The following is a 16,696-nucleotide window of genomic DNA, read 5'->3' as shown; positions in this document are numbered from 1 at the left end:
CCGGGCGCGGGTTCAGGACTCCGGGCCCGGCTCGCCCTCGGGCCGCCCGACGTCGCCCGAGCCCGGGGCCTCGCCCGGCCGTTCCTCGTGCCGGACGGCCGGGTCGTCGCGCTGCTCGATCTTGCCCGGGCCCGGGCGGTAGAGACCGAAGTGGTCGGGGTCCGCCAGCTCCCAGTCCTCCGCCCAGGTCCGTGGCGGCGCCCTGAGCAGCTCCCCCGGCTCCATCCAGTTGTAGATGTGGGCGTAGGAGCGGGTGGTGAGGTGGTCGATCCGACGCCGCAGCATGTGCGGGGAGAGCTCGCGCATGTCGCCGCAGCCCATCGAGGACATGATCTGCACCGCCTCGCGGACCGTGGCCCGGTGGTACAGGTGCACGCGCTCGCCCTTGTCCGCCACGTCCAGGGCGCGCATGAGCCGTTCGTTCTGGGTGGCGACGCCCACGGGGCACTTGTTGGTGTGGCACTTCTGGGCCTGGATGCAGCCGGTGGCCATCATCATGGCCCGGGCGCTCATGGTGAAGTCCGCGCCCTGGATCATCCGCTTGACGACGTCCGAGCCGGAGGCCACCTTGCCGGCCGCCCCCAGCTTGATCGGCGGCCGCAGCCCGACGCCGACCAGGGCGTTGTTCACCAGCATCAGGCCCTCGGTCAGCGGGGTGCCCACGTGGTCCTGGTACTCCAGGGGCGCCGCCCCCGTGCCGCCCTCGTTGCCGTCCACGATGATGTAGTCCGGTGCCACGTCCTCCTCCAGCATGGCCTTGCACATGCCCAGCACGTCCACCCGGGACCCCACGCACAGCTTGAAGCCGATCGGCTTGCCGCCGGAGAGCTCCCGCAGCCGTCCGATGAAGCGCATCAGCTCCCGGGGCGTGGTGAAGGCGCTGTGGCTGGCCGGGGAGATGCAGTCCACGCCCTCGGGCACCCCGCGGGCCCGGGCGATCTCCGGGCTGACCTTGGCCCCCGGCAGCACGCCGCCGAGACCGGGCTTGGCGCCCTGGGAGAGCTTGACGGTGACGGCCTTGACCTCGGGCAGGCGCGACTTCTCCCGGAACTCCTCCGGGTCGAACTCGCCGACGTCGTTGCGGGTGCCGAAGTATCCCGAGCCGATCTCCCAGATCAGGTCGGCCGGGTGGGCCCGGTGGTAGTCCGTGAGCCCGCCCTCGCCGGTCTCCTGGGCGAAGCCGCCGAGGGCCGCGCCCTTGTTCATGGCCAGGACGGCGTTGCGGGACAGTGAGCCGAAGCTCATCGAGGAGATGTTCAGCAGGGACATGTCGTAGGGCTGCGTGCACCCCGGCCCGCCGATGCGGACCCGCGGGGCCTCGTCCGGGGGTGGCACCGGGGCGGTGGAGTGCAGGAGGTACTCGTAGCCCATCCGGTTCACGTCCCGCTCGGTCCCGAAGGCCTTGTCCCCCATGGTCCCCTTCGCCCGGGCGTAGACCAGGGACCGGGTGTCGCGGTCGAAGGGCTTGCCGTCGTAGTTGCGCTCGACGAAGTACTGCTGGATCTCGGGGCGGATGGACTCCATGAAGTAGCGCATGTGCCCGAGGACCGGGTAGTTCCGCAGGACCGAGTGCTCCTTCTGCACGACGTCCCACACGCCCACCACCAGCAGGCCCAGCACCGCCGCGGCCAGCAGCCACCAGCCGCCGGAGCCGAGCGAGGCGGCCAGGAGCGCCACGGCCCCGAGTGCGAGGAGCAGCGCCACGACCAGGAATCGCATCATGCTGACGATGGTAGCGCCGGCGCCCTCAGCGGCGTGATCCACGGCACACCCGGCGGTAGGGTGTGCGCCATGCACCGAACCGGCGGAGCCGGTCCGTGGCCCGGGGGCCACGCCCTGCCCCGGCCCCATCTGGCGGACCAGCTCTGGGAGGACGCCGTCTTCCTGCACTGGCGGCTGCCGCCGTCCGTCGTCGCGCCGTACCTGCCGCCACGGGTGGAGGTGGACGTGGTCGACGGATCGGCCTGGGTCGGTCTCATCGGGTTCCGCATGCGCCGCACACGTCTCGGCACCGTCGTCCCCCTCCCCCACCTGGGCTCCTTCGCCGAGGTCAACGTGCGCGTGTACTCGCGCGGACCCGACGGGTCGCGCGGCGTCGTGTTCCTGTCCCTGGACGCCCCGCGCCTTCCCGTGGTGCTGGGCGCCCGCGCCGCCGGCGTCCCCTACGTCTGGTCGCGGTGCCGCGCCGCGGCGACAGGAGGTCCCGCGCCCGTCCGCGGCTATGCGGTCGAGCGCCGCCGCGGAGGCGCCCGTTCGTCCTTCTCGGTCCGCCCGGACCTCGCACGGCGTGCAGAGGATCCGCTGTCCCTGGAGCTCACCGCCCGGTTCGGAGCCCACCACAGGGCGGCCGGGGCGACGTGGTGGGTGCCCGTGGCCCACAGGCCGTGGCCCCTGTACCCGGCGAGACCGGTCCACCTCGAGGACGGGCTCCTCCGGGCGGCCGGCCTGACGGTCGAGGGACCACCGGAGTCGGTGCTGTTCTCCCCCGGCGTGCGGGCCCGGCTCGGACGGCCGTCGGTGCTGCGGACGGCCTGAGCGTCGGGCTCCGCGGGTCTGCGCCACGGCGGGAGCCCACGGACGGCTGCCGTGTTGCGCCGTGTGACACGGGGCGCGTCACACTTCGGCGTGGGACGTCTTCTGGGCACCCCGACTTGGCGCCGGGCCGGAGAGCCGTTGAAATGGTCCTTGCATCTATCCAGAGCGGCCGAGAGACCTGGCTCGTCGACGCCGCAGCAACCATCCGCCGTCCCGCACGGGGCGACGGAACGGTGCTCCCGCCAGGACCGATGGAGCTGTCGCAGCCTCCCGGACCGGTTCCGGGACGGCTGGCGCCCTCCCTCGGGGTGACCCAGGAGGAACACGTGACACGAACGCCGAGCGGCCGGACGGCGCCGCCGTCCCTGTCCTACGAGCTCTACCCGCCGCGCTGCGCGGCGAGCGCCGAGACGCTGCTGCGGACCATCCAGGCGCTCGAGCCCACCCGTCCCGACCACGTCTCCGTGACGTACAGCGGGGACGCCGTGCGGCGGGACCGCTCCCTGGCGCTGCTCGACCACCTCCTGGCCCGCACCTGCCTCCGGCCGCTCGCGCACCTCACCTGCGCCGGGAGCACACGGGAGGAGCTGGAGGACGTCGTCGTCTCGCTCGTGCGGCGCGGGGTCCGCGGCGTGCTGGCGCTGCGCGGGGACCTGCCGGAGGACCCCGCGGCGTTCCGCGGGGAGCTGCCGTTCGCGACCCACCTCGTGGAGCTCGTGCGGGACGTGGAGCGGCGTCACACGGCGCACCTCGCCGCCGGCCGGCTGGCGGTGGGCGTGGCCGCGTACCCCACCCGGCACCCGGAGTCGCCGTCCGTGGCGCACGACGTCGACGTGCTCCTGGCGAAGCAGCACTCCGGCGCGGACTTCGCGATCACGCAGGTCTACTTCCGGCCGGAGGAGTACGAGCAGCTGCTGGACTCCGCCCGGGCCGCCGGGGTCACGATCCCGATCGTCCCGGGGATCATGCCGGTGACCGGCGTGCGCCGACTGCGCAACCTCTGCCGGCTGGCCGGCATGGCCCCGGACCCGGCGCTGGAGGCCGCCCTCGAGCACGCCCCCGGACCCGACGCGCGGCACCGGGCCGGCGTGGAGTTCGCCGCGGAGCTGTGCCGCGCCGCACTCCACGCCGGCGCCCCCGGCCTGCACCTCTACACGTTCAACGAGCACCGGGCGGTGCTGGACCTGCTCGAGCGCGTGGACCTGCCGCGCACGCCCCACGAGCCCGCCCCGCTCCCCCGGCTGCTGCCGGCCTGAGCCGCCCCGCGGACACCCGGCCGGCCGCGGCAACCACAGACCTTCCCGAACCACCATCCACGACACGTCAGGAGCACCTCCATGAGCACGACCACCACCCCGACCGCCGTCCCCGCCTTCCCCGCGGCCACGATCACGGGCTACCCGCGGATCGGCCGCCGCCGCGAGCTGAAGAAGGCCCTCGAGGCCTACTGGGCCGGGCGCTCGACCCGCGAGGAGCTGGAGACGGCCGCCGCCGAGCTGCAGCTGGCCACCTACCGGCGTCTCGTCGAGCTCGGCCTCGGCGCGCAGGACTCGTCCCTGCCGGCCGAGTTCGCCCTCTACGACCAGGTCCTCGACACGACCGTGGCACTGGGCGCGGTGCCCTCCCGCTTCGCCGACCTGGCCGACGCCGAGGGCCGTCTCGACCTCGACGCGAGCTTCGTGCTGGCCCGCGGCGACGCCGGCCGGGCGCCGCTGGAGATGACCAAGTGGTTCGACACCAACTACCACTACCTCGTCCCCGAGATCGGCCCGCGGACCCCCTTCCGTGCCACCGCCGAGCGTCTCGTCGCCGACGTGCGCCGCGCCGCCGAGCACGGGTTCACCGTCCGCCCCGTCCTCGTGGGCCCCGTCTCCTTCCTCCTCCTGGCCAAGGCCGACGACGACGCCCCCGCCGGCTTCGACCCGCTGCAGCGGCTCGGCGACGTGCTCCCGGTGTACGCCGAGCTGCTGGCGGCGCTGGACGCCGCCGGCGCGGAGTGGGTGCAGCTCGAGGAGCCGGCCCTCGTGGCCGACCAGCCGGTCCCCGCCGACCGGCTGGCCGAGGCCGTGCGCGAGGCCTACACGACGCTGGCCGCCGCGGCCGAGCGCCCGCAGCTGTTCGTCACCACCTCCTACGGCTCGACGGGCTCGCTGCTGCGGCCCCTGGCCGGCTCGGGCGTCGAGGCCCTGCACCTGGACCTCGTCAAGGGCGCGCTCCCCACGGCCGAGGAGCTGGAGCTCTTCCGGGGCGAGGACGCCGCGGTGCTCGTGGCGGGCGCCGTCGACGGCCACAACATCTGGCGGGCCGACCTGGCGGGCCGGCTCGACCAGCTCGAGGAGCTGGCCCGGGCCGGCGCCCAGGTCTCCGTGGCCAGCTCCACGTCCCTCTTCCACGTCCCCCACGACGTCGCCGAGGAGACGCAGCTGGACCCCGTGCTGCGCAGCTGGCTCGCCTTCGCCGACCAGAAGGTCGGCGAGATCGTGACCCTCTCCCGCGGCCTGGCCGCCGGCCGGGACGCCGTGGCGGAGCAGCTGGCCGAGGCCGCCGAGGCCCGCCGCACCCGGGAGGGCGCCGCCGGCGTCCGCGACGCGGCCGTGCGAGAGCGCGCCGCCTCGGTGACCGCCGCCGAGATCGGGCGCGCCCCCGCCGAGGTCCGCCGCGCCGCCCAGGAGGGCCGCTCCTTCACGGCCTCCGGCCCCCTGCCCCTCCTGCCGACGACGACCATCGGATCCTTCCCGCAGACCCCGGAGGTCCGGGCGCAGCGGGCGAAGGTCCGCTCCGGCGCCGTGACCCCCGAGGCCTACGACCGGTTCCTGCGCGAGGAGATCGAGCGGGTGGTCCGGCTGCAGGAGGAGCTCGGCCTGGACGTCCTCGTGCACGGCGAGGCGGAGCGCAACGACATGGTGCAGTACTTCGCCGAGCACCTCGACGGCTTCGCGACCACCGAGCACGGCTGGGTCCAGTCCTACGGGTCCCGCTGCACCCGGCCCTCCATCCTCTGGGGCGACGTCAGCCGTGAGGGCGAGGGCCTGCGCGGCGAGGCCATCACCGTCCCGTGGATCGGCCACGCCCAGTCCCTGACCGACAAGCCGGTCAAGGGCATGCTGACGGGCCCGGTGACGATCCTCGCGTGGTCCTTCGTGCGCGACGACCAGCCGCTCGGGGAGACCGCGAACCAGGTGGCGCTCGCCCTGCGGGACGAGGTCCTGGACCTCGAGGCCGCCGGGATCGGGATCATCCAGGTGGACGAGCCGGCGCTGCGGGAGCTGCTGCCGCTGCGCCGGGAGGACCAGCCCGCCTACCTGGAGTGGTCCGTGGACTCCTTCCGCCTGGCCACCTCGGGCGTGCGGGACGAGACCCAGATCCACACCCACCTGTGCTACTCGGAGTTCGGCGAGGTGGTCGACGCGATCGACGGCCTCGACGCCGACGTCACCTCGATCGAGGCCGCCCGCTCCCGGATGGAGGTGCTCACGGACCTCGAGGCCGCCGGCTTCTCCCGGGGCATCGGTCCGGGCGTGTGGGACATCCACTCCCCGCGGGTGCCCTCCCAGGAGGAGGTCGAGCAGCTGCTCGGCCGGGCCCTCCAGCACGTGCCGGCGCGCACCCTCTGGGTCAACCCGGACTGCGGGCTGAAGACCCGCGGCTACGAGGAGACGAAGGCCTCGCTGGTCCACCTCGTGGCGGCGGCCCGGACCGCCCGCGAGGGCCTCGACGGGTCGGCCGACGGGGCGCGGGAGGCCGGTGTGCCGCTGATCGTCCAGCACGGCTGATCCCGGACCCACCACCTGACGCGCGGTCGCTCAGTCCAGGTCCGCCGGGAGGTCCGGGAAGGCCTGCGCCACCCCGGCGTGACGGATGCCGCCCTCCGCCACGTTGAGCCCCGCGCCGAACCCCGGGTCCTCGGCCAGGGCCTGCCGGGGGTCCCGGGCCAGCCGCCGCACGTAGGGGGCCGTGGCGTTGGCCAGGGCCCGCGTCGCGGTGCGCGGCACCACACCGGGCATGTTGGTGACGCAGTAGTGGGTGATCCCGTCGACCTCGAACGTCGGGTCGTCGTACGTGGTGGGACGGGAGGTCTCGAAGCACCCGCCCTGGTCGATGGCCACGTCCACCAGCAGGGCACGGTCGTGCAGCGTCGCCAGGTGCTCCCGGCGCACGAGCTTCGGCGCCGCCGCGCCGGGGACGAGCACGGCTCCGATCACCAGGTGCGCCCCGGTGATCTCGTCCTCGAGGACGTGCTCGTCGCTCATCAGCACGCGCGCCCGGTGGCCCATCAGGTCGGTCAGCTCCCGGATCCGTGCGCCGTCGGCGTCCAGCACCGTGACGTCCGCCATCAGCCCGACCGCGGCGAGCGCCGCCTGGGTCCCCACGGCGCCGCCGCCGATCACGACGACCTTCGCCGCCGCGACGCCGGGCACCCCGCCCATGAGCAGACCGGGCCCGCCGGCGTTGGACTGCAGGTGGTGGGCGGCGGACTGCGCGGCGAGCCGGCCGGCGATCTCGGACATCGGCTGCAGCAGCGGCAGGATCCTGCCGGAGCGCACGGTCTCGAAGGCCACCGCGGTCGTCCCGGCCCTGAGGAGCGCCTCGGTCAGCGGCCGGTTCGCGGCGAGGTGCAGGTAGGCGAAGAGCACGAGGTCCGGGCGCAGGAGAGCGTGCTCCTCCGCCACGGGCTCCTTGACCTTGACCAGCAGCTCGGCCCGCTCCCACACCGTGTCCCGGTCGACCACCTCGGCCCCCGCGGCGGCGTAGGCGTCGTCGTCGAACCCGGACCCGACCCCCGCGCCGGTCTCCACGTACACCTCGTGGCCGTCCCGCACGAGAGCGGTGACACCGGCGGGCATGAGGCCCACCCGCTGCTCGGCCGGCTTGATCTCCCTGGGGACCGCTACACGCATCCTGAGCCCCTTCTCTGGTCGGTGCCGGTGGTGCCCGTCCGGGACCGGGGCCCCCGGTCGTGCACAGCTCGGATCTCCAGGATACGTCGTCGGCTTATTGTTGACAATCTGCAATCTTATTTCCATCATGAACCATGACCACTTCGTTGCCCGGATCACACCCCGTGGAGCACCTGATCCCCGGCGTTCCCGACCGCGCGAGCACCCCCGACGTGCGCCCGGCGCTGTTCTCCGCCGCCGAGTACGACCACCGGCTGCAGAGCGTCCGCCGGAAGATGGAGTACCAGGGACTCAGCGCCCTGATCGTGACCGACCCGGCGAACATCTTCTACCTCACCGGCTACGACGCCTGGTCGTTCTACACCCCGCAGATGCTCTACGTGCCGGAACAGGGCGAGATGCTCCTCTACCTGCGGGAGATGGACGCCAACGGGGCGTTCCGCACCAGCTGGCTCCCGCCGGAGCAGATCGCCGGCTATCCCGAGCGGTACGTGCACCGCCCCCACCTGCACCCGTTCGACTGGGTGGCGTTCGACCTGCGCCGGCGGGGGCGGATCGCCCCCGCCGCGAAGGGGTGCGTGGGCCTGGAGATGGACTCCCACTTCTTCTCCCCCAAGGGATACCGTGCGCTGGTCAACGCCCTGCCCGAGTGGACCCTCGTCGACGCGTTCGAGCTGGTGAACTGGGCGCGGGCCGTGAAGTCTGACGCCGAGATCCAGTACATGCGCACGGCCGCCCGGGTGACCACGGTCGCGATGCAGGCCGCGATCGACGCCATCGAGCCCGGCGTCCCGCAGAACCGCGTGGCCGCCCAGATCGCCCGGGCCCAGGCCGAGGGCGCCGGCGACGCGTGGGGGGACTTCCCCGCGATCGTCCCGATGCTGCCCACGGGCGCCTCCGCGGACACCCCGCACCTCACCTGGTCGGACCGGGTGCTGCAGGAGGGCGACGCCGTCGTCGTGGAGCTGGCCGGCGCCCACCGCCGGTACCACGTCCCCCTGGCCCGCACCGTCATGCTGGGCCCGCCCTCGGACGAGCTGCTGCGACTGGAGGTGGCGGTGGCCGAGGGTCTGCAGTCGGTCCTCGACACCGTGGCCGACGGCGTGCCCGTCCGGGAGCTCGCCAGCGCCTGGAACTGGGCCCTGGCCGAGCACGGGCTCGAGAAGCACAGCCGGCTCGGGTACTCCATCGGCATCGGCTACCCCCCGGACTGGGGCGAGCGCACCATCAGCATCCGGGCCGAGGACGAGTCCGTGCTGGCCGAGAACATGACCTTCCACGTCATCTGCGGCATGTGGATGACCGGGTACGGGTACGAGGTCTCGGAGTCCGTGCGCGTCACGCGCACCGGCGTGGAGACCTTCACCTCGTTCCCCCGAGCACTCATCAGGAAGTGAGCACCATGACGACCACCACCACTGCCCTCACCACGGTCGAGAACCTGGCCGTCAAGCCCACCCGCGGCATCGGCGGGGATCCGGCCCAGGGGCTGCTGCCCCTCGCCCGGCGCGCGGACGGCCTCGTCGGGTCGGTCATCGACTCCTCGACCTCCCTGCTCGCCGCGCAGACCCACGACATCGTCCGCTTCGCCATGGGGGCCCCGGCCGCCGAGGTCATCCCGACCGGCGAGTTCCGGCGGATCGCCGCCGAGGTCCTCGACGACAGCTCGTTCACCTACGGCGCCACCGAGGGCGAGCCGGGCCTCATCGAGACGGTGGTGGAGCACCACTCCACCACCCCCGAGCCCACCCGCCCGGAGCGTCTCGTCATCACCTCCGGTGGCATGCAGGGCCTCGACCTGGCGTTCAAGCTGTTCGTGGACCCCGGGGACCTGGTGGTGGTCGAGAGCCCGACCTACACCAACGGCTCGGGCACGGCCCTGAGCTACGGCGCGGACATCCTCGAGGTCCCGATGGACCGGGACGGCATGGACGTGGACGCCCTGGAGACCCTGGTGGCCGAGTCCGGGCGCACGCCGCGGGTGATCTACACCATCCCGAACTTCCAGAACCCCTCCGGCACCACGCTCAGCGAGGCGCGCCGCGTCCGCATCCTCGAGCTGGCGCACCGCTGGGGATCGATCGTCCTCGACGACGACCCGTACGGGGGCCTGCGCTTCGCCGGCACGGACGTGCCCGGGTTCCGGGCGATCAGCCCGGACGACCCCCTGGTCTTCTCCGTGCGCACGTTCTCCAAGGTGCTCGCCCCCGGGCTGCGCGTCGGGTGGGTCGACGCGGACCCGCGGCTGCGCAAGCTGCTCATCGCCGGCAAGCAGGCCATGGACACGTGCACGAACGTGCCCAACCAGCACATCGTGGAGCGGTTCGTGCGCCAGGGCGGCTACGACGACCACCTGGCCGGCCTGCGCACCGAGTACCGCCGGCGCAAGGAGGCCATGGACGCCTCGATCGCCCGGAACCTGGGGGCCCGGGTGAGGACCACGGACCCGGAGGGCGGGTTCTTCCTGTGGGTGACGCTGCAGGGCGAGGACGCCCGGGTCTCGACCTCCCGGCTGTTCGAGATCGCCCTGGCGGTGGGCGTCGCCTTCATCCCCGGCGCGGCGCTGTCCCCCTCGGGCCGGTTCGAGGACGCCTTCCGCCTCTGCTTCGCCTCGACCACCCCGGAGCGCACCGAGGTGGGCCTGCAGCGGCTGGCCCGTGCCCTGGACATCGCCCGCGCCGAGACCGACCGCTGAACGACGACCCGGGCTGAGCCCGGTCCGGAGGAACCATGCAGACCGCCCAGGAGCTCGAGCACGCCGTCCTCGGACTCGTCGACCCGGACGAGGTGGTGGCGCTGACGCGCGCGCTCGTCGACGCCGGCGGGGAGAACCCCGGCGGCACCGAGGAGCGCACCGCGCAGGTGCTCCAGGAGGCGGGGGCGGCGCGCGGCCTGGCGGTGCGCTCCGACCCGGCCGCCCCGGGCCGGCCGAACGTGGACGTGGAGCTGGCCCCCGGCGGGCCCGTCGGGGACGGTCCCGGTCTGCTCTTCCTCGGGCACTCGGACGTGGTGCCCGCCGGTCCCGGCTGGAGCCGGGAGCCGTTCCGCTCCGTCGTCGAGGACGGCCGGCTCTACGGGCGCGGGGCCACCGACATGAAGGGCGGGCTCGCCGCGGTGCTCGTGGCCATGGACGCCCTGCGGCGTGCCGGCGCGGAGCTCGACGGACCGGTGCGCCTGGCGTGCACGGTGGACGAGGAGGACCTGGGCATCGGCATCCGGCACCTGACGCGGCGGGGCCTCGGGCGCGCCTTCCGGGGCTGCGTGGTGGCCGAGCCGACCGACCTCGAGACCGTCGTGGCCTGCCGGGGCGACGCCTACCTGGAGCTCGAGGTCACCGGGGTGCCCGCCCACTCCGGGCGGCCCGCGGACGGCCGCAATGCCGTCGACGCCGCGGCCCGGGTGCTCGAGCTCGTCCGGGCCGACCACGCGCGCCGGCAGCAGGACCTGGACCCCCTGCTGGGGGCCGGGACGTGGAACGTCGGCCGGATCGAGGGCGGGCGCACCGCCTCGATGGTCGCCCCCTCCTGCCGCGTGTGGCTGGACCGCCGGCTGATGCCGGGCGAGGACGCGCACCAGCTCGCCGAGCAGCTGCTCGCCGACGTGGACGCGGCCGGCATCACCGGGGACGGCATCTCCGTGGGGGTCGAGGTGACCATGGCCATGCCGGGGTTCCGCACGGACGTCGGCCACCCGCTGGTCACCGCCGTGCACGGCGCCGTCGCCGGACTCGGCGGCCCGGCGTCCGTGGGGGGCTGGACCGCGGCCTGCGACGGCGGCTTCATCGCCCAGGACCACGGCGTGCCCACGGTGGTCATGGGCCCCGGCGGCCTCAACGACCAGGCCCACCAGGTCGACGAGTCCGTGGGCGTCGACGAGCTCGTGCTCGCCGCCCGCGCGTACGCCCTGACCGCCCTGCGCCTGCTCGGGGCCTGACCGCGCCGGACCCCCCGGACGGCGGAGCACGACGACAGGCCCCGAGCGGGCCCTGCTGCCCCGTCGGCTCGGCTCAGCGGCGGTCGGAGGTGAGCCGGGCAGGACGCCGGGTTCCCCAGTCGACCGCCTGCTCGTACGCCCGGGCGGCACGGAGCACCGTGCGGTCCGCGTGGCGCGGCCCGACGATCTGCAGTCCTGCGGGAAGGCCGGCCCCCGTGAAGCCGCAGGGCACGCTGACCGCCGGCTGCTGGGTCATGTTGAACGGGTAGGTGTAGGGCGTCCAGCTGGTCCAGTGCGGGGAGTGCCAGCCCTCGGGCACGTCGCGGTCCCGGGGGAAGGCCGGGATCGGCAGCGTGGGGGTCAGCAGCAGGTCGTAGGACTCGTGGAACCGGCCCATGGTCACGCCCAGGGCCATCCGGACGGCCGTGGCGTCGAGGAAGTCGGAGGCGCTGATCTCGCCCAGTTCCTCGATGCTGCGGCGCAGCCCGGGGTCCACCCTGTCCACGGCGCCCGGTCCGTAGCCCTCCAGGACCTTCGCGGCCCCGGCGAACCAGAGGATGCGGAACGCCTCGGCCGGGTCCTCGATGCCCGGGTCGACCTCCTCGACGACGGCGCCGAGCTGCTCGAACCGCTCGGCGGCCGCACGGACGAGCCGCTCGACCTCCGGGTCGTTCTGCCCGTACCCGAGCGTCGGCGAGAAGGCGATCCGCAGGTCGCGGACCCCGTCCTCGAGCCCGTCCAGGAAGGACCACGTGGGCGTCGGCAGGGCCGACCAGTCCCGGGAGTCGAATCCCGTGACGATGTCGAGCAGCAGGGCGGTGTCGGCCACGGTGCGGGTCATGGGGCCGGCGTGGGCCAGCGTGCCGAAGGGACTGGCGGGGAACATCGGGATGAGCCCGTAGGTGGGCTTGATGGCCACCGTGCCGGTGAACGCGGCGGGGATGCGCACCGAGCCGCCGCCGTCCGTGCCCACGGACCAGGGCCCCATGCCCAGGCCGACCGCCGTGGCGCTGCCGCCGCTCGAGCCGCCCGCGGTCAGACGGGCGTCCCGCGGGTTGCCGGTCGAGCCGTGGCGCAGGGAGTCGGTGACCCCCTTCCACGCGAACTCCGGGGTGGTGGTCTTGCCGATCAGCACGGCGCCGGTCTCGCGCAGCCGCGCCACGCAGGGGGCGTCCTCCTCCCACGGCCGGTCCGCGTCGATCAGCCGGGTGCCGCGCAGGGTCGGCCAGCCGCGGGTGTAGAAGATGTCCTTGATGGACGTCGGGACGCCGTCGCCGGGACCCAGCGGCTCCCCGGCCCGCCACCGCTTCTCCGACGCGGCGGCCGACGCCAGTGCCTGCTCGTGGTCCACGGAGACGAAGGCGTTCACGGCGCCGTCGAACTCGTCGACGGCCTCGAGCGCGGCGCGCGTGGCGTCGACCGGGGAGAGGCCGCCGCTGCGGTAGCCGTCCAGCAGTTCCAGGGCCGTGAGCTCTGTCAGGTCAGTCATGGGTGTTCTCCTCGTCGGGGGATGGCTGGACGGGCACCACGATGGGATCGCGCCGGGTGGACGTGAGGATCTCCCCACCCTCCGGCGTGACGAGCACGGTGTCCGAGATGACGTAGTCGGCGGGCTCCTGGCCGAGGATCCACGAGAGGACGTGGAAGACCATGCCTGCCCGGATCCGGGTGGTCCCGCCCCTGCGCAGGCCGGCCACGCCGGCGCCGCCGACCCAGCTCGGCGGGAACCCGATGCCCACCGCGTAGCCGCAGTGGTGCCTGCGGTAGTCGCTGTGCCCGAGGCCGCGGTCGACCACGGCCTGCCACGCCGCGTAGACGTCCCCGTTGAGCACACCGGGCCGCAGCGCCTGCCGGACCGCCTCCAGGCCCTCGGCGGCGATCTCCGCCGCCCGCTCGGTGCCCCAGGGCGCCTCCCCCAGATAGGCCATGCGGGTCAGGGGCGCGTGGTAGTGGGCCACCGACGCGGAGAGCTCCATGAAGACGGCGTCGTCGGGGCCGATGGTCCGGGCCCGCCAGGTCGCGTGCTCGTGCAGGAGGATGTCCCGGGAGCGGATGAGGGGCGCGAAGCCGGGGTACTCGCTGCCGGCGAGCATCATCTCCCGGTAGACCGCGGCGGCGACCTCCCGCTCGGACACGCCGGTCGCAACCGTGCCCAGTCCGGCCTCGATGGCGCGGGAGGAGGCCACCGCCGCGCGGCGCACGTGGACGATCTCCGCCGGGCTCTTGACCTGCCGGACGGTCTCGACGATGCCCGAACCGTCGGAGAGCAGCAGGCCCCCGAGCCGGCCGCGCAGGGACTCCCACACGGTCAGCGGGAAGCACATCGAGGACTGCTCGACGCCCACCGTGGCCCCGTTCGGGGCCACGGAGCGGATCGCGACGGCGGACGGGCCCGCCGGGTCCTCGTCGTCGGCGAAGGCCACGTGGGTGCACTGCGGGACCTGGGCGGTGATCGTGGTGCCCTCCATGGCGCGCGCCACGAGCAACGGCCGCCCGTCGAGCGGCAGGACCAGCATGGTGAACGCGAAGTAGCCCTGGTGGTTCAGCCCGGTGAGGTAGTAGATGTTCTCCGGGCTCACGAGCAGCAGCGCGGCCATCCCGCGCCGTCCCATCTCCTCACGGACGACGGCGACCCGCCGCGCGTACTCCTCCGCGGAGAAGTAGGGCTCCTCGGGGTTGATGTACGGCGGCGTGGCCACCGACGGCGGCATGGCCAGCGGCGGGTCGGAGACCACCGTGGCCGGCGCGGTGCCCGGGGACCGGGTCGTCACGTCAGACGCCTCCGGCCGAGGGGTCCGCGGGGCCCGTCCGGGACGGCGGCCCGTGGAGGGCTGTGAGAACCATGGAAGGATCGATCTCCGTTCGTACGATTGTTGACAACAGCATAGGGCGGGCGCGTGACCCAGGCAACAGGGGGCAGCTGCGGGGCCCGGCGCCCCGGGTGCCGCCGGGGCGCCCGGGAGGTCACCGGAGGGGCGGGGTGAGGCGAGCGCTCGCACCTCCCGCTGGGATCCCGCCGGGAGGCACGACCGTCCACTCAGCGCTTGGGCATCAGCGGGGTGCCGGCGATCTTCTCCGACTCGTGGAAGGAGAAGTCCGCGGCCTCGCGCTCGTAGAGCTCGGCGTACCTGCCCACTCGCTCGCGGTCGAGCTCCACGCCGATCCCCGGGCCCTCGGGCACGCTGAGGCAGCCGTTCACGTAGGCCAGCGGGCCGGCGCCCCCGACGACGTCGTCGGAGAGGAAGGAGCCGTAGCCCTGGTTGGCATGGATGAAGTTCGGGGTCGAGGCCATGACGTGCACGCCGGCGTAGGCGGCCACCCCGAGCTCGCCCAGACTGTGCTTGAGCACGGGCAGCCCGGCCACCTCGCACATGCCGGCACCGCGCTTGAGATTGAGCAGACCACCGTCCATCTGGTTGTCCACGGAGACCACGTCGGCGGCGCCGGCCTTGATCAGCTCCAGCTGGTCGTAACGGGTCCAGGACGCCTCGTTGGCGAGCAGCGGGGTGTTGATCCGGCTGCGCACGTACGCCATCTCGGCGAGATTGCGCCCGGAGACCGGCTGCTCCACCAGCTCCAGACCGAACCTCTCCATCTCGCCGACGATGCGGATCGTCGCCGCCGCCGACCACGCCTCGTTGGCGTCCACCCGGATCTTCGCGTCCGGGCCCGTGGCCGAGCGGATCGCCTCGACCCGCTCGATGTCGTGCGTGGGCTCGCCGGAGCCGACCTTGATGTAGAACGTGCGGAAGCCCTCGGCGTAGCCCTCGGCGGCGTCGCCGGCCATGTCCGAGGCCGGCTTGTGGCTGAGGTAGTAGAAGTACTCGACCTCGTCGCGGACCCTGCCCCCGAACAGGTTCACCAGCGGCTGGCCGCTGACCTTGCCCACGATGTCCCAGCAGGCCATCTCGACCGCGGCGATGGCCGGGCTGGTCGCCTTCACGTGGTGCCACGTGCCGATGATGTTGACCCGTTTCATGATCCGCTCGATGTCGAACGGGCTCTCCCCGAGCACCAGGGGCTCGATCGAGCGCAAGACCGCCAGGACGATGTCGGCCGAGGGATACGCGGCGGCCTCACCGAGTCCCACCACCCCCTCGTCGGTGTCGACCTCGAGCAGAATGCTGACCATGCCGCGGCGCCCGCCGAAGGCCCAGATCTCGTCCTCGGTGAAGGGAACGGCAACAGGAGTGGCCCGGAGGCCCGTGATGCGCAATGCGGATGTCCTGACTGTCGGAGGTGCGTGCGGTGGTGGCGGTCGCACGACGTTGCGGCCATCGGACGCCGTGGGGGACGGCGCCCTGTCGGCCGGGGCCGTTGCACGAGCGCGGCGGCGCCACGGGGCAGGAGCCGGGACGGAGGGGCACGGGGGACGGCACCGGCGCGCCACGGCGTCGAACGATCCTTCAGTAGGATTGTCGACAACCGGAGTCTATGCACGCGATCTGCGGCGCGGCAAGAGCCCTGGAGCGGGAATGTCGGCCACCGCCACCGGTGGTGGTCCCGCGCGGTGGGGACAGAACGAGAACGGGCCCGTGGAACCCGCACCGATTCGAGGTATGATTGTGGACAATCATCTCATTCCCGCCCGGGATCCGACGACCGGAGGCACGATGTCCAGCCCCATCCTTCAACCCGTGGTCCAGGAGACCACGCCGGCTCTGATCGCGCGGCAGTTGCGGCGGGCCATCGGCGAGGGCGACCTGGTGCCGGGCCAGCAGCTCAACGAGGCCGAGCTCAGCCGCCGCCTCGGCGTGAGCCGCGGGCCCCTGCGCGAGGCCATGCAGCGGCTGACCCAGGAGGGCCTGCTCGTCAGCATCCGGAACCGGGGCGTGTTCGTCATCGAGGTCACGGACGACGACGTGCGGGACATGTACCTGGCGCGCACCGCCCTGGAGCGGGCGGCCGCCGCACGCGCCGTCGAGATCCACGGCGCGCACGCCGGCGAACGCCTGCTCGAGGTGGTGCAGTCCATGGCGGCGGCCGTGGCGCAGAACAACGCGGACGCGCTCACGGAGGCCGACGTCGAGTTCCACGCGCTGCTCGTGGCCCTCGCCGGCAGCCCGCGGCTCTCCCGGATGCACACCACACTCATGGTGGAGACCCGCATGTGCATCACCGCCCTGGAGAACCGGTACAGCTCCCACGTCTTCCGGCTGGAGGAGCACCGGGACATCGCGGAGGCGATCGGCCGGTCCGACGTCGAACGCGCGGACGAGCTGCTGCTGGCCCACATGGAGGACGCCATCGGACGCCTCCGACCCGCCGAGCGGTGAACGGCGGAGGGTGATCCGTGGGCGGTGCACGGCCGTCCGTGGCCGGGCACCGCC

12 protein-coding genes and 1 riboswitch are annotated in these 16,696 nt (G+C 73.5%); of the genes, 7 read left to right on the top strand and 5 right to left on the bottom strand.

Annotated elements, in window-relative coordinates; genetic code table 11:
* Window positions 1–12: 12 nt before the first annotated feature.
* Window positions 13–1,722 (bottom strand): glutamate synthase-related protein, encoded by a 1,710-nt coding sequence (locus ACH9EU_RS12225; RefSeq protein ID WP_396414187.1) that lies wholly within the window; start codon window positions 1,720–1,722, stop codon window positions 13–15.
* 69 nt (window positions 1,723–1,791) lie between these two features.
* Between ACH9EU_RS12225 and ACH9EU_RS12220 the strand changes: the two genes are divergently transcribed.
* From ACH9EU_RS12220 to metE, 3 genes are all read left to right on the top strand, one after another.
* Entirely contained in the window at window positions 1,792–2,535 is a 744-nt protein-coding gene (locus tag ACH9EU_RS12220; RefSeq protein WP_396414186.1) for a YqjF family protein, read from the top strand.
* A 153-nt stretch (window positions 2,536–2,688) separates the two neighbouring features.
* Window positions 2,689–2,793, top strand: a riboswitch (SAM riboswitch).
* Between the two features lie 68 nt (window positions 2,794–2,861).
* Window positions 2,862–3,791: a methylenetetrahydrofolate reductase gene (locus ACH9EU_RS12215; RefSeq protein ID WP_396414185.1), complete on the top strand. Its 930-nt coding sequence runs from the start codon at window positions 2,862–2,864 to the stop codon at window positions 3,789–3,791.
* 81 nt (window positions 3,792–3,872) lie between these two features.
* The gene (gene metE, locus ACH9EU_RS12210) at window positions 3,873–6,308 is read left to right on the top strand and encodes a 5-methyltetrahydropteroyltriglutamate--homocysteine S-methyltransferase (protein WP_396414184.1); all 2,436 of its coding nucleotides are present in this window, start codon (window positions 3,873–3,875) and stop codon (window positions 6,306–6,308) included.
* Between the two features lie 30 nt (window positions 6,309–6,338).
* On the opposite strand, the gene ald is transcribed toward metE, so the two are convergent.
* On the bottom strand, window positions 6,339–7,433 hold the full coding sequence (gene ald, locus ACH9EU_RS12205) for an alanine dehydrogenase (RefSeq protein WP_396414183.1): 1,095 nt from the start codon (window positions 7,431–7,433) through the stop codon (window positions 6,339–6,341).
* A gap of 134 nt (window positions 7,434–7,567) precedes the next feature.
* Here ald and ACH9EU_RS12200 point away from each other — a divergent pair, with 134 nt between their 5' ends.
* The 3 genes from ACH9EU_RS12200 to ACH9EU_RS12190 are packed head-to-tail and all read left to right on the top strand — an operon-like array spanning window position 7,568 to window position 11,366.
* Window positions 7,568–8,830 (top strand): M24 family metallopeptidase, encoded by a 1,263-nt coding sequence (locus ACH9EU_RS12200; RefSeq protein ID WP_396414182.1) that lies wholly within the window; start codon window positions 7,568–7,570, stop codon window positions 8,828–8,830.
* Window positions 8,831–8,835: 5 nt separating this feature from the next.
* Window positions 8,836–10,128: an aminotransferase class I/II-fold pyridoxal phosphate-dependent enzyme gene (locus ACH9EU_RS12195; RefSeq protein ID WP_396414181.1), complete on the top strand. Its 1,293-nt coding sequence runs from the start codon at window positions 8,836–8,838 to the stop codon at window positions 10,126–10,128.
* Window positions 10,129–10,163: 35 nt separating this feature from the next.
* On the top strand, window positions 10,164–11,366 hold the full coding sequence (locus ACH9EU_RS12190; RefSeq protein ID WP_396414180.1) for an ArgE/DapE family deacylase: 1,203 nt from the start codon (window positions 10,164–10,166) through the stop codon (window positions 11,364–11,366).
* Between the two features lie 73 nt (window positions 11,367–11,439).
* Here ACH9EU_RS12190 and ACH9EU_RS12185 read toward each other — a convergent pair whose 3' ends face one another.
* The 3 genes from ACH9EU_RS12185 to ACH9EU_RS12175 form a co-directional block, all read right to left on the bottom strand.
* Entirely contained in the window at window positions 11,440–12,855 is a 1,416-nt protein-coding gene (locus tag ACH9EU_RS12185; RefSeq protein WP_396414179.1) for an amidase, read from the bottom strand.
* On the bottom strand, window positions 12,848–14,137 hold the full coding sequence (locus ACH9EU_RS12180; protein ID WP_396414178.1) for a M24 family metallopeptidase: 1,290 nt from the start codon (window positions 14,135–14,137) through the stop codon (window positions 12,848–12,850). The genes ACH9EU_RS12185 and ACH9EU_RS12180 overlap by 8 nt, the downstream gene beginning before the upstream one ends.
* 266 nt (window positions 14,138–14,403) lie before the next feature.
* Window positions 14,404–15,582, bottom strand: a complete 1,179-nt coding sequence (locus ACH9EU_RS12175) for an enolase C-terminal domain-like protein (RefSeq protein ID WP_396414177.1) — start codon at window positions 15,580–15,582, stop codon at window positions 14,404–14,406.
* Between the two features lie 397 nt (window positions 15,583–15,979).
* Between ACH9EU_RS12175 and ACH9EU_RS12170 the strand changes: the two genes are divergently transcribed.
* The gene (locus tag ACH9EU_RS12170) at window positions 15,980–16,642 is read left to right on the top strand and encodes an FCD domain-containing protein (protein ID WP_396414176.1); all 663 of its coding nucleotides are present in this window, start codon (window positions 15,980–15,982) and stop codon (window positions 16,640–16,642) included.
* Window positions 16,643–16,696: the final 54 nt, after the last annotated feature.

It is taken from the genome of Kocuria rhizosphaerae (assembly GCF_044462265.1).
GTDB lineage: Bacteria > Actinomycetota > Actinomycetes > Actinomycetales > Micrococcaceae > Kocuria > Kocuria rhizosphaerae.
The sequence above is the reverse complement of the archived record's forward strand: the minus strand, read 5'-3'. Positions and strand labels throughout refer to the sequence as shown.

Excerpts from the sequence above, each read along its gene's own strand:
- ACH9EU_RS12170 (WP_396414176.1), top strand. The coding sequence starts at position 15,980 with ATGTCCAGCCCCATCCTTCAACCCGTGGTCCAGGAGACCACGCCGGCT.
- ald (WP_396414183.1), bottom strand. The coding sequence starts at position 7,433 with ATGCGTGTAGCGGTCCCCAGGGAGATCAAGCCGGCCGAGCAGCGGGTG.
- ACH9EU_RS12195 (WP_396414181.1), top strand. The coding sequence starts at position 8,836 with ATGACGACCACCACCACTGCCCTCACCACGGTCGAGAACCTGGCCGTC.
- ACH9EU_RS12190 (WP_396414180.1), top strand. The coding sequence starts at position 10,164 with ATGCAGACCGCCCAGGAGCTCGAGCACGCCGTCCTCGGACTCGTCGAC.
- ACH9EU_RS12185 (WP_396414179.1), bottom strand. The coding sequence starts at position 12,855 with ATGACTGACCTGACAGAGCTCACGGCCCTGGAACTGCTGGACGGCTAC.
- ACH9EU_RS12200 (WP_396414182.1), top strand. The coding sequence starts at position 7,568 with ATGACCACTTCGTTGCCCGGATCACACCCCGTGGAGCACCTGATCCCC.
- metE (WP_396414184.1), top strand. The coding sequence starts at position 3,873 with ATGAGCACGACCACCACCCCGACCGCCGTCCCCGCCTTCCCCGCGGCC.
- ACH9EU_RS12225 (WP_396414187.1), bottom strand. The coding sequence starts at position 1,722 with ATGATGCGATTCCTGGTCGTGGCGCTGCTCCTCGCACTCGGGGCCGTG.
- ACH9EU_RS12220 (WP_396414186.1), top strand. The coding sequence starts at position 1,792 with ATGCACCGAACCGGCGGAGCCGGTCCGTGGCCCGGGGGCCACGCCCTG.